The sequence below is a fragment of the Pseudomonas sp. P4_D7 genome (assembly GCF_056401755.1).
Window position 1 is genome coordinate 1 of sequence record NZ_JBFUIR010000040.1, and the last position, 19,170, is coordinate 19,170.

Annotated in this window: 16 protein-coding genes and 1 pseudogene; 7 read left to right on the forward strand and 10 right to left on the reverse strand. The window is 59.5% G+C overall.

What is annotated here, in order from left to right:
• Window positions 1-88: 88 nt before the first annotated feature.
• From pdxJ to lptF, 8 genes are all read right to left on the reverse strand, one after another.
• Window positions 89-832: a pyridoxine 5'-phosphate synthase gene (gene pdxJ, locus AC1DVF_RS21875; protein WP_093436895.1), complete on the reverse strand. Its 744-nt coding sequence runs from the start codon at window positions 830-832 to the stop codon at window positions 89-91.
• A 207-nt stretch (window positions 833-1,039) separates the two neighbouring features.
• Complete coding sequence (gene recO / locus AC1DVF_RS21880) at window positions 1,040-1,729, reverse strand: DNA repair protein RecO (RefSeq protein WP_093436899.1); 690 nt, start codon at window positions 1,727-1,729, stop codon at window positions 1,040-1,042.
• A gap of 168 nt (window positions 1,730-1,897) precedes the next feature.
• The gene (gene era, locus AC1DVF_RS21885; protein WP_007909024.1) at window positions 1,898-2,800 is read right to left on the reverse strand and encodes a GTPase Era; all 903 of its coding nucleotides are present in this window, start codon (window positions 2,798-2,800) and stop codon (window positions 1,898-1,900) included.
• Complete coding sequence (rnc, locus tag AC1DVF_RS21890; RefSeq protein ID WP_093436904.1) at window positions 2,793-3,482, reverse strand: ribonuclease III; 690 nt, start codon at window positions 3,480-3,482, stop codon at window positions 2,793-2,795. The genes era and rnc overlap by 8 nt, the downstream gene beginning before the upstream one ends.
• 169 nt (window positions 3,483-3,651) lie before the next feature.
• On the reverse strand, window positions 3,652-4,506 hold the full coding sequence (gene lepB, locus AC1DVF_RS21895; RefSeq protein ID WP_093436909.1) for a signal peptidase I: 855 nt from the start codon (window positions 4,504-4,506) through the stop codon (window positions 3,652-3,654).
• A 5-nt stretch (window positions 4,507-4,511) separates the two neighbouring features.
• Window positions 4,512-6,311: a translation elongation factor 4 gene (gene lepA / locus AC1DVF_RS21900; protein WP_008083639.1), complete on the reverse strand. Its 1,800-nt coding sequence runs from the start codon at window positions 6,309-6,311 to the stop codon at window positions 4,512-4,514.
• Window positions 6,312-6,484: 173 nt separating this feature from the next.
• On the reverse strand, window positions 6,485-7,546 hold the full coding sequence (gene lptG / locus AC1DVF_RS21905; RefSeq protein WP_093436914.1) for an LPS export ABC transporter permease LptG: 1,062 nt from the start codon (window positions 7,544-7,546) through the stop codon (window positions 6,485-6,487).
• On the reverse strand, window positions 7,539-8,660 hold the full coding sequence (lptF, locus tag AC1DVF_RS21910; protein ID WP_093436918.1) for an LPS export ABC transporter permease LptF: 1,122 nt from the start codon (window positions 8,658-8,660) through the stop codon (window positions 7,539-7,541). Before lptF ends, lptG begins: the two co-directional genes overlap by 8 nt.
• A gap of 576 nt (window positions 8,661-9,236) precedes the next feature.
• Between lptF and AC1DVF_RS21915 the strand changes: the two genes are divergently transcribed.
• The 5 genes from AC1DVF_RS21915 (at window position 9,237) to rlmF (ending at window position 15,956) form a co-directional block, all read left to right on the forward strand.
• The gene (locus AC1DVF_RS21915) at window positions 9,237-10,727 is read left to right on the forward strand and encodes a leucyl aminopeptidase (RefSeq protein WP_093436923.1); all 1,491 of its coding nucleotides are present in this window, start codon (window positions 9,237-9,239) and stop codon (window positions 10,725-10,727) included.
• Window positions 10,728-10,784: 57 nt separating this feature from the next.
• Entirely contained in the window at window positions 10,785-11,213 is a 429-nt protein-coding gene (locus AC1DVF_RS21920; RefSeq protein ID WP_007909049.1) for a DNA polymerase III subunit chi, read from the forward strand.
• An 8-nt stretch (window positions 11,214-11,221) separates the two neighbouring features.
• Window positions 11,222-11,623, forward strand: a complete 402-nt coding sequence (locus tag AC1DVF_RS21925) for a DNA polymerase III subunit chi (RefSeq protein ID WP_099758071.1) — start codon at window positions 11,222-11,224, stop codon at window positions 11,621-11,623.
• Window positions 11,624-11,821: 198 nt separating this feature from the next.
• Entirely contained in the window at window positions 11,822-14,668 is a 2,847-nt protein-coding gene (locus AC1DVF_RS21930) for a valine--tRNA ligase (protein WP_477783127.1), read from the forward strand.
• 268 nt (window positions 14,669-14,936) lie between these two features.
• A complete protein-coding gene (rlmF, locus tag AC1DVF_RS21935; protein ID WP_095119373.1) occupies window positions 14,937-15,956 on the forward strand; it encodes a 23S rRNA (adenine(1618)-N(6))-methyltransferase RlmF in 1,020 nt (339 codons plus the stop codon).
• 199 nt (window positions 15,957-16,155) lie between these two features.
• On the opposite strand, the gene AC1DVF_RS21940 is transcribed toward rlmF, so the two are convergent.
• A complete protein-coding gene (locus tag AC1DVF_RS21940) occupies window positions 16,156-16,437 on the reverse strand; it encodes an HU family DNA-binding protein (RefSeq protein WP_003221909.1) in 282 nt (93 codons plus the stop codon).
• Window positions 16,438-16,832: 395 nt separating this feature from the next.
• Here AC1DVF_RS21940 and yejK point away from each other — a divergent pair, with 395 nt between their 5' ends.
• Together yejK and AC1DVF_RS21950 are read left to right on the forward strand one after the other, a co-directional pair.
• Window positions 16,833-17,837, forward strand: coding sequence for a nucleoid-associated protein YejK (yejK, locus tag AC1DVF_RS21945; protein ID WP_095050956.1), 1,005 nt, complete (start codon window positions 16,833-16,835; stop codon window positions 17,835-17,837).
• Window positions 17,837-18,187, forward strand: a complete 351-nt coding sequence (locus AC1DVF_RS21950; RefSeq protein WP_099758069.1) for a glutaredoxin family protein — start codon at window positions 17,837-17,839, stop codon at window positions 18,185-18,187. The genes yejK and AC1DVF_RS21950 overlap by 1 nt, the downstream gene beginning before the upstream one ends.
• 73 nt (window positions 18,188-18,260) lie before the next feature.
• Here AC1DVF_RS21950 and AC1DVF_RS21955 read toward each other — a convergent pair.
• Window positions 18,261-19,169, reverse strand: a pseudogene (locus tag AC1DVF_RS21955) (glutathione S-transferase family protein); the annotation flags it as partial.
• Window position 19,170: the final 1 nt, after the last annotated feature.

Here is a 19,170-nt window from a genome sequence, read left to right on the forward strand (position 1 = left end):
CGCGATAGCGGTGGGTCAGTCAATTAATTTTGTCTGACACACCGATATCGCGAGCAGGCTCACTCCTACAAGGGTTTTGAGTTGAAGCTTAAGGCTTGGCAGCAGCCAGGATCAGCGCCTTCATTTCTGCTACCGCAGACTTGAAGCCCACGAACAACGCATGCGCCACCAGCGCATGGCCGATGTTCAGTTCGTTGATGCCTTTGATCGCCGCTACGGCTTCAACGTTGTGGTAGTGCAAGCCGTGACCCGCGTTAACGATCAGGCCTTGGGCCAGACCAAACGCCACGCCATCGGCGACACGCTTGAGCTCTTCTGCCACTTCGGTCGGGGTTTCGGCATCGGCGTAACGGCCGGTGTGCAGTTCGATGGCCGGCGCACCGACACGCTTCGACGCTGCGATCTGGCGCTCGTCGGCATCGATGAACAGCGACACTTCGCTGCCGATCTTCGACAGACGTTCAACCGCTGCCTTGATGCGCTCTTCCTGTCCCGCCACATCCAGGCCACCTTCAGTGGTCAGCTCCTGACGGGTTTCCGGGACGAGGCAAATGTGCGCCGGACGAATGCGTTCGGCAAACGCCATCATTTCTTCGGTGACGCCCATTTCGAAGTTCATGCGGGTTTGCAGCACATCCTTGAGCAGCAAGACATCGCGCTCCTGGATATGCCGACGGTCTTCACGCAGGTGCACGGTGATGCCATCGGCCCCCGCCTCTTCCGCGTCCAATGCCGCCTTGACCGGATCCGGGTAGCGCGTGCCACGAGCCTGACGCAGGGTGGCGACGTGGTCGATGTTCACGCCAAGAAGAATGCGATTGCTGGTGGTCACGGATGCGCGCTCCTGAAGAAAAAGATTCGGCGCACAGCATACACGGTGAAGGGTCTGTTTACGTCTGGGCGCGGCGGCAACGGGATGCTGGCTGAGTGCAGGGCAAGGCGCGAGGAACGAAGTTTGGTTGCGCCAAATGAGTTCCGAGCAACGCGGCCCTGCGCGCAGCCAGCGCCCGTTGCGCCGCGTCCAGACGTAAACAGACCCTTAGGGCTTGCGAAACAGCTCGCGACTGACGAGAGGGCGACCGCCCAGGTGAACAGCCAGTGCCTGACGCATCAAGCGCTTGGCGGCGGAGAGCGCGCCGGGGGCGGTCCAGTCGGCTTCGGCCATGGCCAGTAATTCGACGCCGTTGAACAGGCCGGGTTGCAGCAGAAAGACCCGCTCAAGCCCGGCATCCACTTGCAGACGATAAAGACCATCCGGCGCAACAGGTTCGCCATGGACGTCGGTATTCAACGAAAAGCCGTAACCGAGATCGTCCAGCAGCCGCCATTCGAAGGAGCGCAGCAACGGCTCCAGTGGACGACCTTCGGCCAATGCCAGCAAGGTCGCGGCGTAGTGATCGAAGACACCCGGGTGCGGGTCTTCGGCAGGCAGCAGGCGAATCAGCAATTCATTGAGATAGAGACCGCTGAACAGCGCTTCACCGTTGAGCCACGCCGAGGTGCCAGAGCTCTCCATGCGCCCGACGTTCTTCAGCTCGCCCTTGCCACGAAACTCGACTTCCAGCGCCACGAACGGCCGCGCCAATGTCCCGGCCTTGCCCCGCGCACTGCGCAACACCGCCCGCAGCCGACCTTGCGGCGTGAGGAAGTCCACCAACGCACTGGTTTCGCGGTAGGCGCGAGAATGCAGGACGTAGGCGGGTTGGGCGGGAGGCGGGTTTTGCGACATGGAGCTCTCATTGATAAAAACGCGGTTTTTTATTCACCCCAAAACCAATGTGGGAGCGAGCTTGCTCGCGAAAGCAGGGTGTCAGTCAACAAATATGTCGTCTGGCACTACGCCTTCGCGAGCAAGCTCGCTCCCACAGGTTTTTTCGGTGTTGCGACAACCGTGTACTTACAGGTCGCCGTAACCCAGCGAACGCAGCGCACGCTCGTCATCGGACCAGCCGCCCTTCACCTTGACCCACAGGTTGAGCATGATCTTGGAGTCGAACAGCAGCTCCATGTCCTTGCGCGCTTCGGTGCCGATGCGTTTGATACGCTCGCCCTTGTCGCCAATGATGATCTTCTTCTGGCCGTCACGCTCAACGAGGATCAAAGCATGAATGTGCAGGGTCTTGCCCTGCTGCTTGAACTCTTCGATTTCGACGGTGATCTGGTACGGCAGCTCGGCGCCCATCTGGCGCATGATTTTCTCGCGCACCAGTTCAGCGGCGAGGAAACGGCTGCTGCGGTCGGTGATCTGGTCTTCCGGGAAGAAGTGATCGTTCTCCGGCAGATGATCAGCGATAACCTTTTCCAGCGCGTCGAGGTTGTGCCCGTGCTGCGCGGAGATCGGGATGATCTGCGCGTTCGGCAACTGCTCCTGCAACCAGCTCAGGTGCGGCATCAGCTCGGCTTTGTCTTCGATGCGGTCGGTCTTGTTCAGCGCGACGATCAATGGGCCGGTGACGTACTGCACGCGTTCCAGCACCATCTGGTCTTCATCGGTCCACTTGGTGCGGTCAACGACGAAGATCACCACGTCGACGTCTTTCAACGCTGCCGAAGCGGTTTTGTTCATGTAACGGTTCAGGGCCTTTTCGCCACCCTTGTGCATACCAGGGGTATCGACGTAGATCGCCTGCACGTCACCTTCGGTTTTGATCCCGAGCATGTTGTGGCGAGTGGTCTGCGGCTTGCGCGAGGTAATGGCGAGCTTCTGGCCAAGGATGTGGTTCAGCAGCGTCGACTTACCGACGTTGGGACGGCCGACGATGGCAACATAGCCACAGCGAGTTGCGTTTGTATCAGTCATTGCCATTCTCCACGCCCAGGGCAATCAGTGCTGCGGCGGCCGCTACCTGTTCGGCAATACGACGGCTTACACCCTGACCTCGGCTTTTTTCATTCAGTAAGACAACTTCGCACTCGACGAAGAAGGTTCGGCAGTGCGGCTCGCCCTGGATATCCACCACTTCGTAGCGTGGCAGTTCACAACCGCGCGATTGCAGGTGTTCCTGCAGGCGGGTCTTCGGATCCTTGTTGGTATCGACCAGCGTCAGGCCTTCGAACTCGCCGGCCAGCCAGGCCAGCACGCGCTCGCGCGCCATGTCCATGCCGGCGTCAAGGTAGATCGCGCCGATCAAGGCTTCGAGGGCATCGGCCAGAATCGATTCGCGACGGAAACCGCCGCTTTTCAACTCACCGGAACCCAGTCGCAGGTAATCGCCAAGGTCGAAACCGCGAGCCAGTACGGCCAGCGTCTCACCTTTTACCAGGCGTGCGCGCAAACGCGACAACTGGCCTTCGCGGGCCAGCGGGAAGCGATCGAACAGTGCCTCGCCGGCGACAAAATTGAGGATGGCATCGCCGAGGAATTCCAGACGCTCGTTGTTGCGCCCGGCAAAACTTCGGTGCGTCAGGGCCAGCAGCATCAGCTCCTGATCCTTGAAGGTGTAACCGAGCTGGCGCTCGAGACGGCTTAGAGAAACGCTCACGGTTTACCCACGCTGAGTTCGTGGCTGAATTCCACTGCCATCGCCGGGATGCGGCGCAGGCCTGGGACAATTAACGCTGTGTTCAAAAATTAAATCCTGGCGATTGCGAAGCCGATTGTGCCGGCTCCAGAAATGCATTCGGCGCTGTGGTCAACAGCGCCGTGTGTAATTACTTGATCAGGCCAACCCGCGAAAAATTCGGCAGGTGACTGAGTTTTGATTCCGGCCAGCTCATCCAGACCGCGAAGGCCTTGCCGACGATATTCTGGTCTGGAACCATGCCCAGCAGATCTTTGGGAATGTTCGGATCATCCCAGTAGCGACTGTCGTTCGAGTTGTCGCGGTTGTCGCCCATCATGAAGTAGTGCCCGGCCGGCACGGTCCAGGTATGGTCCGGCGTGGCGCGGTAACGGCTCATTTCCTTGCGGATCAGGTGTTCGGCAGCGCCGAGTTTTTCTTTGTAGAACTCGGCGCTGCCGAGCATGCCTGGCTCCGGGCCGACCAACTGTTCGGCCACCGACTCGCCGTTGATGAACAGACGCTTGTCAGCGGTGTAACGCACCGTATCGCCCGGCAAGCCGACTACACGCTTGATGTAATTGACGTTCGGATCACTTGGATAGCGGAACACCATCACATCACCGCGCTGCGGATCACCCACTTCGATGATTTTCTTGTCGATCACCGGCAGACGGATCCCGTAAGAAAACTTGTTCACCAGAATGAAGTCGCCGACGTCCAGGGTGGGTTTCATCGAGCCCGAAGGGATCTGAAACGGTTCCACAAGGAACGAGCGCAGCACCAGCACGATGAACAACACCGGAAAAAACGACTTGCCGTATTCGACCAGCAGCGGCTCTTTGTTCAGTTTTTCAACGACCACTACATCAGGCTGGCTGACACTGCCTTGATAGGAGGCAATGGCAGCACGCCGACGCGGCGCCAGGATCAACAGATCAAGCAACGCCAACAGGCCGCAGACGAACACGGCGATGACCAGCAACAGCGGGAAATTTAGTGACATAGGACCTAACTATCCAACCTGAGCACTGCTAGGAAGGCTTCTTGTGGAATTTCCACGTTGCCGACCTGCTTCATGCGTTTCTTACCGGCCTTTTGCTTCTCGAGCAGTTTCTTCTTACGGCTGACGTCACCGCCGTAGCATTTGGCCAATACGTTCTTTCTGAGCGCCTTGACGGTTGTCCGGGCAACGATCTGACCACCAATGGCGGCCTGAATGGCTACGTCGAACATCTGACGAGGAATCAGTTCTTTCATCTTCTCGGTCAACTGGCGACCTTTGTAGTGCGAGTTGTCACGGTGCACGATCAACGCCAGGGCATCGACCTTGTCGCCGTTGATCAGCACGTCCAGTTTCACCAGATTAGCCGATTGGTAACGATCGAAATGGTAATCCAGCGAAGCATAGCCGCGGCTGGTGGATTTGAGACGGTCGAAGAAGTCCAGGACCACTTCGTTCATCGGCAGGTCGTAGGTGACCTGCACCTGATTGCCGAGGAACAGCATGTCGACTTGAACGCCACGCTTCTCGATGCACAGGGTGATGACGTTGCCCAAGTGTTCTTGCGGCACCAGAATGTTGGCCCGCACGATCGGCTCGCGCATGTCTTCGATCGACGACACATCCGGTAGCTTGGATGGGTTGTCGACGTAAATCGTTTCACCGGTTTTCAGCACCAGCTCGAAAATTACCGTTGGCGCAGTGGTGATCAGGTCCAGGTCGTACTCGCGCTCGAGGCGCTCCTGGATGATTTCCATGTGCAACATGCCAAGGAAGCCGCAACGGAAGCCGAAGCCCAGTGCGTCGGAGCTTTCCGGGGTGTACTGCAACGACGAGTCGTTGAGGGTCAGCTTCTGCAGCGCTTCGCGGAAGTCCTCGAAGTCGTCGGAACTGACCGGGAACAGACCGGCGTAAACCTGTGGCTGAATGCGTTTGAAGCCGGGCAGCACTTCAACGTCCGGGGTCGAGGCCAGGGTCAGGGTGTCACCGACCGGTGCACCGTGAATGTCCTTGATGCTGGCGATGATGAAGCCCACTTCACCGGCTTTCAAATCAGTGGTGGCGGTGTGTTTAGGGTTGAACACGCCCACGCTGTCGACCAGATGAATCTTGCCGGTGGACTTGACGAGGATCTTGTCGCCCTTCTTCACGCGGCCATGACGTACACGTACCAGGGAAACAACGCCCAGGTAGTTGTCGAACCACGAGTCGATGATCAACGCTTGCAGCGGATCTTCAATGTTGCCGGTCGGCGCAGGAATGGTATGCACCAGGCGCTCGAGTACTTCGTCGACACCCAGACCGGTTTTGGCGCTGCAGGTAACGGCGTCGGTGGCATCGATGCCGATGATTTTCTCGATTTCGTCTTTTACGCGATCAGGATCAGCCTGCGGCAGGTCGATCTTGTTCAGCACCGGCATGACTTCAAGGCCCTGCTCGATCGCGGTGTAGCAGTTGGCTACGGACTGAGCTTCAACGCCCTGACCGGCATCGACCACCAGCAAGGCACCCTCACACGCAGCCAGGGAACGGCTGACTTCGTAGGTGAAGTCGACGTGGCCCGGGGTGTCGATGAAGTTCAGCTGGTACTTGATGCCGTCTTTGGCGGTGTAATACAGGGTGACGCTGTGGGCCTTGATGGTGATCCCGCGTTCACGTTCCAGGTCCATGGAGTCCAGCACCTGGGCTTCCATTTCACGCTCGGCCAGGCCGCCGCACATCTGGATGAAGCGATCGGCCAGCGTCGACTTGCCATGGTCAATGTGGGCGATGATGGAGAAATTGCGGATATGACTCAAATCACTCACGGATCAACACTCAAAAAGGCTGCAGGCATAGCCCGCCGAAAAATAGCCGGGAATTGTACCTGATACACGGCGCAAGCGTCACGTTCGCCTGTCACCCGGATTGCATGCAAAAACGCCCCGATCTGTCGACCGAGGCGTTTTCGAGGTTTAAAACACAGGTCAATCGCCTGTCATCAACCGGCTCTTCGCAGCAGCCAGACACCCGCCAGCGCACAGACCCCGGCCGGCACCAGCACCGCAAACAGCGGCGAGAAACCAAACACCAGGCTCGACGGGCCGAGCAAATCCTGGACGATACGGAAGGTGAAGCCCACCAGCACGCCGGTAAACACCCGCTGACCGAGGGTTACCGAGCGCAGCGGACCGAAAATGAAGGAGATCGCCATCAGCACCAGTGCTGCGGTCACCAGCGGCTGCAACACCTTGACCCAAAATGCCAACCAGTAGCGGCCGTTGCTCAGGCCCTGCTCGGACAGATAGTGGATGTAGCCCCACAAACCACTGATCGACAGCGATTCCGGTGCCATGACCACGGTGCTGAGCAATTGCGGGCTCAACGCCACGTCCCATTGCTCGCTCGGGGTATTGACGACTTCGGTGCTGCGTTCATGGAACAGCGTGGTGGCAACGTCGGTGAGCTGCCACTTGTTGCCGTCGAACTCGGCCTTCTTGGCGAAACTCGAACTCAGCAGGTGACGCTCTTTGTCGAAGTGATAACGGGTCACGCCATACAGCAGGCCGTTGGGTTGCACGGCGTTGATGTGGATGAATTCTTCACCCTGACGGTGCCACATACCGTGCTTGGCACTTTGCGCGTCGCCGCTGCCCTGCGCCAGCGAGCGATTGGCCTGGGCCATGCTCTCGGTCGCCGGCGCGACGTATTCGCCGATCAGCACGCCAGCCAGCATCAGCACCAGCATGGGCTTCATTACAGCCCACACGATACGGCCGATGGACACGCCAGCGGCGCGCATGACGGTCAGCTCACTGCTACTGGCCAGACTGCCGAGGCCGATCAGGCAACCGATCAACGCCGCCATCGGCAGCATTTCGTAGAGACGGCGTGGCGCGGTCAGCAACACAAAGCTCAGAACATCGACGAGGGTGTAGGTGTCGCTGACGTCGCCCATCTCATCGATGAAGGCGAACAAGGTTGCCAGACCGAGAATGATTGCCAGCACGGCAATGATCGCCATGAACACGCTGCTGCCGATGTAGCGGTCGAGTTTAACCACGGGCCACCTCCAGCGCTGCAGCGCGACGGCTGGCCATCTTCAGACGCAGCGGCTCCCAATAGAGCAAACCGAGACCGATGAACAGGAAGATCGCATGCACCCACCACAGGCCCAGGGCTGGCGGAATCTTGCCTTTTTCAAGGGCGCCGCGGGCGGCAATCAGAATGGTCAGGTAAGCCATATAAAGAAGAATCGCCGGCAGCAGCTTGAGGAAACGCCCTTGGCGCGGATTGACTCGCGACAGCGGCACCGCCATCAGGGTCACGATAAACACCAGTAGCGGCAGGGACACACGCCATTGCAGTTCGGTTTTGGAGCGGATGTCATCGCTGCCCAGCAGAGACGAGGTCGGCATGGCGTCACGGTCGGTGACTTCTTCGCTGACGTCTGGCTTGGGCAGCAGCACACCGTAGGTTTCGTAGTGAATGGCGCGGTAATCGGCCTGACCCGGGCTGCCGTCGTAGCGGTAGCCGTTATCGAGGATCAGATAGCGGTTGCCGTCGGGGCGCACTTCCTGGCGACCGCTTTCGGCCACCAGCACGGAAATCCCGCGATCCTTTTGATCGGCACCGAGGTTTTTCTGCGAAATGAATACGCTGCCCAGATTGACGCGATCGTCGCTCAGGGTCTCGGTATAGGTGACCCGAGTGCCATCACGCAGGGCCTGAAAGCGACCCGGCTCGAGGGTGTCGAATTCGGTCAGGGCGTCTTGCTTGTTCAGCAGCAACTGGAATTGATTGGCGCCTTGCGGGGCCAAGCCCAGGCTCAGCCATGCCACCACCAGTGCCACCAGCGTCGCCGGGAACAGGGTCATGCGAAACAGCTTCTGCTGGCTCATGCCGGTGGCCGAAAGCACCGTCATCTCGCTTTCCAGGTACAGGCGACCGTACGCCAGCAGGATCCCGAGGAACAGGCCCAGCGGCAGAATCAGTTGCAGGAACCCCGGCAGACGAAAGCCCATGATCAGGAACAGCGAGCCCGGATCGAGCTGGCCGGCAGCGGCCTGAGCGAGGTATTTGATGAAACGACCGCTCATGATGATGACCAGCAGCACGGCACTCACGGCGCTGAGGGTCAACAGGACTTCGCGGGACAGATAACGGAAGACGATCAAACCAGACACTCCAGGGTTGTCAGGCTAAGGCGGCCAAACAAGCAAACACATCGACCGGCCCGCAACGCAGAGCCGTCGAAAAAAGATGCGGCATTATCCTGTGATTGAGGGCGCCTGTCACTGCGCACACTCATCCATGTCTGTAATCCTTTGCAGATCGTACAACCTAGGGGGCTTTCTCAATTAGTTTTCACACCGCGCCGGGTCTGCTGTTGTGCTGGGCAAGGCGCGAGAAGCGTGGTTTGGTCATTCCAAATAAGCTTCGAGCAACGCAGCCCTGCACAACAGCAGGCCCGGCCCTTCGGGTTGTGCCTTAAAGCCGGCCAGCCTGCGTTGCAGGCCTTGGAAAGGGAACAACCATTCCCAGCGGCCTGCGCCTTGCCTGGCTGGCTTTAAGGCGACAACGCGGTGTGAAAACTAATTGAGAACGCCCCCTAGGGTTGTCAGGCGCGGGGAGCGGGGTTCAAACTGCGGCCCTTGTCGCAGGCTTTGGCCTGCGCCTCTTCTCTCTATAAGCAGGCGACTGCGGACACCGTCGAACGCCTGCGTGTTGACCATTCATTCAGGGATCCGGACATGGAACTGGTTGTAAAAAGCGTTAGCCCAGAAACGTTGAAAACCGCCACCCTGGTGGTTGCCGTCGGCGAAGGCCGCAAACTCGGTGTCGCCGCCAAACAGGTCGACGAACTGAGCGGTGGCGCGATCAGCGCCGTCCTCAAGCGTGGCGATCTGGCTGGTAAAGTCGGTCAAAGCCTGCTGCTGCACAGCCTGCCGAACCTGAAAGCCGAGCGCGTGTTGCTGGTCGGCGTGGGCAAGGATGAGGAACTGGGCGACCGTCCATTCCGTAAAATCGTTGCCGGCATTCTCAACACCCTGAAAGGTCTGGGCGGCAGCGACGCCGTGTTGGCACTGGATGAAATCATTGTCAAAAACCGCGACAGCTACGGTAAAACCCGTCTGCTGGCAGAAACCCTGGTTGATGGCGAATACACCTTCGACCAGTTCAAGAGCCAGAAAGCCGAACCGCGCGCCCTGAAGAAAATCACCCTGCTGACCATCAAGGCTGCTCAGGCCGAAGTGCAGCGCGCGGTGAATCACGCTACCGCGATCGCCAACGGCATGGCCTTCACCCGCGATCTGGGCAACCTGCCGCCGAACATCTGCCACCCGACCTTCCTTGGTGAACAAGCGAAGAACCTCGGCAAAGAGTTCAAGGATCTGAAAGTCGAAGTCCTCGACGAGAAGAAGATCAAAGCCCTGGGCATGGGCTCGTTCTACGCCGTCGGCCAGGGCAGCGAGCAACCGCCGCGCCTGATCGTCATGCAATACAACGGCGGCAAGAAATCCGAGAAACCGTACGCACTGGTCGGTAAAGGCATCACCTTCGACACCGGCGGCATCAGCCTGAAACCGGGTGCCGGCATGGACGAAATGAAGTACGACATGGGCGGCGCAGCCTCCGTGTTCGGTACCCTGCGTGCCGTGCTTGAGCTGAAACTGCCAATCAACCTGGTGTGCATCCTCGCCTGCGCGGAAAACATGCCGAGCGGCAATGCCTCGCGTCCGGGCGACATCGTCACCACCATGAGCGGCCAGACCGTGGAAATCCTCAACACCGACGCCGAAGGCCGTCTGGTGCTGTGCGATGCGCTGACCTACTCCGAGCGTTTCAAGCCGCAAGCGGTGATCGACATCGCCACCCTGACCGGCGCTTGCGTCGTGGCACTGGGCGCACACACCTCGGGCCTGCTGGGCAACAACGACGAACTGATCAGCCAACTGTTGAGCGCTGGCCAGACTGCCGACGACCGCGCCTGGCAATTGCCGCTGTTCGACGAATACCAGGAGCAACTGGACAGCCCGTTCGCCGACATCGCCAACATTGGCGGGCCGAAAGCCGGCACCATCACTGCTGCGTGCTTCCTGTCGCGCTTCACCAAGAACCTCAACTGGGCGCACCTGGACATCGCCGGCACCGCATGGACCAGCGGCGGCAAGGACAAAGGCGCAACCGGTCGTCCGGTGCCTCTGTTGACCCAGTACCTGCTGGATCGCGCCAAAGCCTGAACCCGCTGACGGGCGGCGTTACCTTCGGGTGACGCCGCTTGCTGCTCTGGAACCGCAATGACCAAAGTCGACTTCTATATCCTGCCCAGCGCTGACCCTTCGGCGCGCCTGGACTTTGCCTGCAAGCTCACCGAGAAAGCCTGGCGCATGGGCCATCGCATCTACCTGCATTGCAGCGATGCCGCTCAGCGCGACGATCTCGATGCGCGCTTGTGGGCATTCAAGGGCGAAACGTTCGTGCCGCATGGCCCGGCTGACAGCGAACCGGACGGTTTGATTGTGTTGGGATTGGGTGATGACTGCGGTCAGCACCAGGATTTGCTGGTCAACCTCGACCTGAAAGTCCCGGCCTTCGCCAGCAAATTCGCCCGTGTGGCGGAAGTGGTGGTGGAAGATCCGACAATTCGGGCGGCCGCGCGGGAGAGTTTCCGTTTCTACCGCGAACAGGGCTATCCTCTGCAAGACCACCGTTTACAGCGACTCTGAGCATTCCAATGGACACTCCGAAACCGCAACAAAAGTCCGCACACCTGTTGGATGATCTTGAATCGATCCGCCAGTTGCTCGGCGATGACAACCTGCAACCACCGCTGTTGACCGACACGGTCGACGATGGCGAACAGGAACAGATTCCGATGTTGTTTGACTCTGTCGGCGCCGAACCGGCCGCAGTCGCAGTCGAACCGCAACCCGCTCCAACTCCGGCGCCGGCCGCGCAACCTGCGCCCCACGCGAATAAAGGCCCGGACGCCCTGCTCCACCTGGACAGCGAACTGCGCGCCGCCGCGCAATTGATCATGCAAGACGTGATCGACGACTTCGCGCCGCACATCGAAACCGAAATCAAGCGCCGCCTCGACGCACGCATGGAACGACTGCTCAGCCAATACGAATAACCCCCCAACCCCTGTGGGAGCCAGCCTGCTGGCGATAGCAGCACCTCGGTTTTCCTGAAAAACCGCAGCGCCTGCATCGCGAGCAGGCTCACTCCTACATTTAGATCCCCGCCAGGCCTCCCCCGCTCGCCCTCGGCCCCATGCCCCGCTATACTCGTCGGCTTTTCCTGAATTAATGCCAATAGGGTCCCGCCGCGCATGGATAAGACCTACCAGCCGCACGCCATTGAAACTTCCTGGTACAACACCTGGGAGTCCGAGAACTACTTCGCCCCGCAAGGCGCGGGCGACTCCTACACCATCATGATCCCGCCGCCGAACGTCACCGGCAGCCTGCACATGGGTCACGGTTTCAACAACGCGATAATGGACGCCCTGATCCGTTTCCGCCGCATGCAGGGTCGCAATACCCTGTGGCAGCCGGGCACCGACCACGCTGGCATCGCTACGCAAATGCTGGTGGAGCGTCAACTGGAAGCCACCGGCCAGAATCGTCACGATCTGGGCCGCGAGAAATTCCTCGAGAAGGTCTGGGAGTGGAAGGATCAGTCCGGCGGCAACATCAGCCGTCAGATCCGCCGCCTCGGCTCGTCCGTCGACTGGAGCCGCGAGCGCTTCACCATGGACGACGGCCTCTCGGAAGCGGTCAAAGAAGCGTTCGTGCGCCTGCACGAAGACGGTCTGATCTATCGCGGCAAGCGTCTGGTCAACTGGGACACCAAACTGCACACGGCGATTTCCGACCTCGAAGTGGAAAACCACGACGAGAAAGGTTTCCTGTGGAACCTGAAGTACCCGCTGGCCGACGGCGCGAAAACCGCTGATGGCAACGACTTCCTGATCGTCGCGACCACCCGTCCGGAAACCATGCTCGGCGACTCCGCCGTCGCGGTTAACCCGAACGATGAGCGCTACCAAGCCCTGATCGGCAAATTCGTCGAGCTGCCACTGGTTGGCCGCCGCATCCCGATCATCGCCGACGATTACTGCGATCCTGAATTCGGCACCGGCTGCGTGAAAATCACCCCGGCCCACGATTTCAACGACTACGAAGTCGGCAAGCGCCACAACCTGCCGCTGCTGAACATCTTCGACAAGAACGCCAACGTGCTGCCGGCAGCCCAGGTGTTCAACCTCGACGGCACGCTGAACGACAGTATCGACGGCGCGATTCCAGCTGAGTACGCCGGTCTTGAGCGTTTTGAAGCGCGTAAGCAAATCGTTGCTGCGTTCGACGCCGCCGGCCTGCTGGTCAGCGTCAACGACCACGGCCTGAAAGTACCGAAAGGCGATCGCTCCGGCACCATCATCGAGCCGTGGCTGACCGACCAGTGGTACGTGTCGACCAAGCCTTTGGCCGAGCCTGCGATTGCCGCTGTTGAAGACGGCCGTATCCAGTTCGTGCCGAAACAATACGAAAACATGTACTTCTCGTGGATGCGCGACATCCAGGACTGGTGCATCAGCCGTCAGCTGTGGTGGGGCCACCGGATTCCGGCCTGGTACGACGAGTCGGGCAAAGTCTACGTCGGTCGCGACGAAGCCGAAGTGCGTGCCAAGCACAACCTCGGTCCGGACGTTGCCCTGCAGCAGGACAACGACGTACTCGACACCTGGTTCAGTTCGGGTCTGTGGACGTTCTCCACTCTGGGCTGGCCTGAGCAGACCGAATTCCTGAAGAAATTCCACTCCACCGACGTACTGGTGACGGGCTTCGACATCATTTTCTTTTGGGTTGCCCGGATGATCATGCTGACCATGCACCTGATCAAGAACGAGGACGGTACCCCGCAGGTTCCGTTCAAGACCGTGTATGTGCACGGTCTGGTGCGCGATGGCCAGGGCCAGAAGATGTCCAAGTCGAAGGGCAACGTCCTTGACCCTCTGGACATCATCGACGGTATCGAGCTGGAAGAACTGGTGCAGAAGCGCACCTCCGGCATGATGCAGCCGAAACTGGCGAAGAAGATCGAGAAGCAGACCCGCGACGAGTTCGCCGACGGCATCGCCAGCTACGGCACCGACGCCCTGCGCTTCACCTTCTGCTCGCTGGCCTCGACCGGTCGCGACATCAAGTTCGACATGGGCCGCGTTGAAGGCTATCGCAACTTCTGCAACAAAATCTGGAACGCCGCGCGTTATGTTCTGGACAAGGGCGAAGACTGCGGCCAGAACGGCGAAGCCTATGAGCTGTCGCTGGCAGATCGCTGGATCATCTCGCAGCTGCAACGCACCGAAGCCGAAGTGACCCGTCAACTCGATCAGTTCCGTTTCGACTTGGCGGCGCAAGCGCTGTACGAGTTTATCTGGAACCAGTACTGCGATTGGTACCTGGAACTGTCCAAGCCAGTGCTGTGGGACGAGAACGCGCCGGTTGAGCGTCAGCGCGGCACTCGCCGTACGCTGGTTCGCGTACTGGAAGTAGCGCTGCGTCTGGCGCATCCGTTCATGCCGTTCATCACTGAAGAAATCTGGCAGCGCATCGCGCCGCTGGCCGGCATTCAGGGCAAGACGATCATGCTGCAAGCGTGGCCAGTGGCCAACGAAGAGCGCATCGATCCGGCTGCCGAAGACGACATCGAATGGCTCAAGGAACTGATGCTCGGCACGCGCAACATCCGTGGCGAAATGAACATCGGCCCGGGCAAACCACTGCCGATCTACCTGAAGAACGTCAGCGCTGAAGACCAGCGCCGTCTGACCGAGAACGAAGCGCTGCTGAAGAAGCTGGCGCGCCTGGAATCGATCACCGTTCTGGCGGCTGGCGAAGAAGCGCCGCTGTCCGCCACCGCGCTGGTTGGCGAGATGGAAGTGCTGGTGCCGATGGCCGGCCTGATCGACAAGGGCGCTGAACTGGCGCGTCTGGACAAGGAAATCCTGCGTCTGCAGGGCGAAGTCCAGCGCGTTGGCGGCAAACTGTCCAACGCCGGTTTCGTCGACAAGGCCCCGGCCGAAGTCATCGAGAAGGAACGCGCCAAACTGGCCGAGGCTGAACAAGCCTTGGGCAAACTGGCCGAGCAGCACGCGCGGATTGCCAGTCTGTAACTGGTAAATCGCATTAAAAAGGCGCGCCACCCGATCGGGTGACGCGCCTTTTTTATTGCCTACTTTCCTTCATCCAATGCCAATCCCTGTGGGAGCGAGCTTGCTCGCGAAGAGGCCGTGTCAGGCGAAAGTGATGTTGACTGAGAGGACGCTTTCGCGAGCAAGCTCGCTCCCACAGAGATCGGTGGTGTTGCTGATATTGAGTTCGCAGCGGCTGGATGTGGGACAATACCCGCCACTTTCAGCCATACCCGAATCGATCACGCCCATGAACGCCCCCCGCACACCCAAACCTGCGCGCAAGAAGCCTGATTCCGCGACCCCGGCCAAGACCGTCGAGCCGCGTGAAAAGGCCAGCCTGCACCCGCGCAATCGCCATCAGGGTCGTTACGACTTCCCGGCGCTGATCAAAACCACGCCGGAACTGGCGAAGTTCGTGATCACCAACCCGTACGGCAAGGAAAGCATCGACTTCGCCAGCCCCGATGCGGTGCGCGTGTTCAACCGGGCGCTGCTCAAGTCGTTCTATGGCATCCAGCATTGGGACATCCCGGCAGACTACCTCTGCCCGCCAGTTCCAGGCCGTGCCGATTACGTGCACTTCCTCGCCGATTTGCTGGCGAGCATGAACGACGGCAAGGTCCCGCGCGGCGCGATCGTCAACGTGCTGGACATCGGCATGGGCGCCAACTGCGTGTATCCGCTGATCGGTAACAGCGAATACCGCTGGCACTTCCTCGGCTCGGAGATTGATCCGACTGCTGTGGCGGCCGCCAGAGCCATCGTTCAGTCCAACGACCTGAACAAAGTCATCCAGCTGCGTCAGCAGGAAAACCGCAAGCACATCCTGATTGGCTTGCTGGAGCCGGGCGAGCGCTTTGACCTGACCATGTGCAACCCGCCGTTCCACGCCTCGATGGACGAAGCGACCAAGGGCAGCGAGCGCAAATGGCGCGCACTGGGCAAGGCTGACCCGAAACGCAAACTGCCGGTGCTGAACTTCGGCGGTCAGTCGGCGGAGTTGTGGTGTGAAGGCGGTGAAGCGCGTTTCGTGACGCAACTGATCGCCGAGAGCGCCAACTTCCAGCACAAGGTGCTGTGGTTCAGCACGCTGGTGTCGAAAGCTTCGAACTTGCCGGCCATCGAAACCGCACTGAAAAAAGCCGGGGTGCTGGAAAGCCAGGTCGTCGAGATGTCTCAGGGCCAGAAGCAGAGCCGCTTTGTGGCCTGGACCTTCCAGACCAAGTCCGAGCAGCAGATCTGGCGCCGCGAGCGCTGGGTTCGCTAAACACCGCATCACCGGACACAAATCAATTGTGGGAGCGAGCTTGCTCGCGAATGGGGAGCATCAGTCAATTCAACTCTGACTGACACACTGCCTTCGCGAGCAAGCTCGCTCCCACATGGGATCTAAGTGCTTGCCAAATCGCAGGCACAAAAAAACCGTGCCCGGATCACTCCGGTGCACGGTTTTTTATTGCTGCGTCTTACTTGTTCACAGCGTCGGTCAGGCCTTTGGCCACAACCAGCTTGATCACTTTCTTAGCAGGGATTTCGATGGCAGCGCCAGTCGAAGGGTTACGGCCAGTGCGGGCAGGACGCTCGGTCACTTTCAGCTTGCCGATACCTGGCAAGGTGATTTCGCCGCCGTTTTCCAGCTGATCGGCAACGATTTGGCCCAGTTGGTCCAGAGCGTTACGCGCGGTGGTTTTCGGCGCGTCGATAGCTTCAGCGATGTCGGCGATCAGTTGGTCTTTAGTAAGAGCCATGTAGTGTTCCTTCCCTATCAAATTCATATGGATTGCAGAGTGCAGTGTCAGCCATCGAGCCCGATCTTCTGGATCTGGCACCCTCGGCGATAACCACGACGAGTCGGGTTATAGATACCGAAATCAGGGTTTGGTTCGACCTGACAAATGCTGATTGCACGCTTAACGCAGTGACTTCGCGTAAGACCGGGCAAAACTAGCACAGAGACGGGGAAATATCCGCCTCTAGCTACCCATTTGGTCAGCTTTATTGCGCTAAATCGGTAAAAAACTGCATATGCGTCAGTGCGCGCCCCGGTTTTGCCCTACAACCCGCGCCAAAACCAGTGGTTGCGGTACACTTAGCGCTTTTTCGGGGGAGCCAGCCCTCCTCCCTTCCTACAGCCGAGAAGCCCATGCCGATCCGTCATTGCATCGTCCACCTGATCGACAAAAAACCCGACGGCACGCCCGCAGTTCTGCACGCCCGTGACACGGAACTGGCCGAGTCTGCAGCCATCGAGAACATGCTCGCCGACCTCAACGAGAGCTATAACGCCAAACAGGGCAAAGCCTGGGGCCTGTTCCATCCGGAGTCCGGCGCGTTCCCGTTCAGCGGCTGGCTGAAGGAATACATGGAAGGCAGCAAGGACTTCACCGCGTTCAGCAAAGTCGCGGTCGAGCACCTGCAGAAGCTGATGGAAGAGTCGAACCTGTCGGTCGGCGGTCACGTATTGTTCGCCCACTATCAGCAAGGCATGACCGATTACCTGGCCATCGCCCTGCTGCACCACAGCGAAGGCGTGGCGGTGACCGATGAGCTGGACGTGACCCCGTCGCGTCACCTCGACCTCGGCCAGTTACACCTGGCGGCGCGGATCAACGTTTCCGAGTGGCAGAACAACAAGCAGTCCAAGCAATACATCTCGTTCATCAAAGGCAAGAACGGCAAAAAGGTCTCCGAGTACTTCCGCGACTTCATCGGTTGCCAGGAAGGTGTCGACGGCCCGGGCGAGACCCGCACGCTGCTCAAGGCGTTCAGCGACTTCGTCGAAAGCGAAGATCTGCCGGAAGACTCCGCCCGCGAGAAGACCAAGACCCTGGTCGATTACGCCAGCAGCCAAGCCAAACTCGGCGAACCGATGGGCCTGGAAGAGCTCTCGGAGCTGATCGACGAAGAGCGTCCGAAAGCCTTTTACGATCACATCCGCAACAAGGATTACGGCTTGTCGCCGGAGATCCCGGCGGACAAACGCACCCTGAATCAATTCCGCCGCTTCACCGGCCGCGCCGAAGGCCTGTCGATCAGCTTTGAAGCGCACCTGCTGGGCTCGAAGATCGAATACGACGAAGAGGCTGGCACCCTGGTGATCAAGGGCCTGCCAACGTCGCTCACCGATCAATTGAAGCGCCGCAACTGATGCTCGGCAATGTGCTAAAGAAGGTTCTGCTGGTACTGCTTGTCGTGGTGGTCTATCAGAACTGGGGCAAGATTGAGCGGGTATTCAACCCGTCACAAATGGTCTCGGAGCAGACGCGGGCGCAGGCCAATGTCGTGCTCTACGCCACCGACTGGTGCGGCTACTGCAAGCAGACCAAACGCTTTCTCGACAGCAAAGGAATTGCGTTCAAGGAGTTCGATATCGAGAAGGATGCAGAGGCGCGCAAGGCGTATGAGGCATTGGGTGGACGCGGGATTCCGTTGATCGACGTGAATGGCACGTTGATTCGCGGATTTGACCCGGACGAGATTCTCGCCGCCCTGAAATAACCTGTAGGAGTGAGCCTGCTCGCGATAGCGGTGTGTCAGTCGATAAATCCGCCATTGACACACCGCTATCGAATCGCGGGAAGTGCACATGCACCACGCCGCCACGCTCGTCTTCGCGACGAATGATCAGCTCTTCACTGCCGGCAAACAGCAACTCACCCACCACCGGATCAACCCCGTAATCCGTCGCCGAGACTGCCACCTGCTGGCCAGCCTTGAAGCCGTTCGGATCAACAAACTGCTCATCCGGCAATGCCGCCGGTGTAGCGTTGCGTGCGACCTCAAGCGCCTCTTCCGACGTCATCGCACTCGCCGCGCCATGGCCAAAGCCCAGTACTCGACTCAACCAGGCCGAAACAGCCGGATATTCATCCACCAGCGGAGCCGTGACATGCGTAGCCTTGAGGAACCACAGCGGATGCGCCAATGCGAAGTCAGCAATCGACGGCTCGCCGAACAGGAAGTCGCCTTGCTCGCGCTGTAACTGCTGCTCCAGACGCGCCATGATCGTCGGCCACTGATGCTTGGCTTGTTCGGCGGACAGACGTGTGGCACTGCCGCCCGAGAACAAACCGGCGCGGTCGGCAATAAACGCTTTGATCGCTTCCGGCGGCAGCTTGGCAAAACGAACCGCCACCGATTCTGGCTGAAACACCAGACTCACCGCATGCTGGAACACTACCGAGTCAGCCCAAGTGGCGAAACTGGCGGTGGTGAACTCCTGACCCTCGGGGAAGAACGCTGGCAAAGCCTTCTCTTGCTCGAGACGACGAGCGATCAACGACGTGTCGCAATAGATGTCAGCGCCAATCTGCAACACCGGGGTCTTGCGATAGCCGCCGGTCAGGGCGGTCAGATCCGGTTTCGGCATCACCGGCGAGATATGCACCGAGCGCCACGACAAGCCTTTGAAGCCCAGCAGCAGACGGGCCTTCTCGGCAAATGGGGAGGTCGGGTAATGATGCAGAATCAACTCGGACATG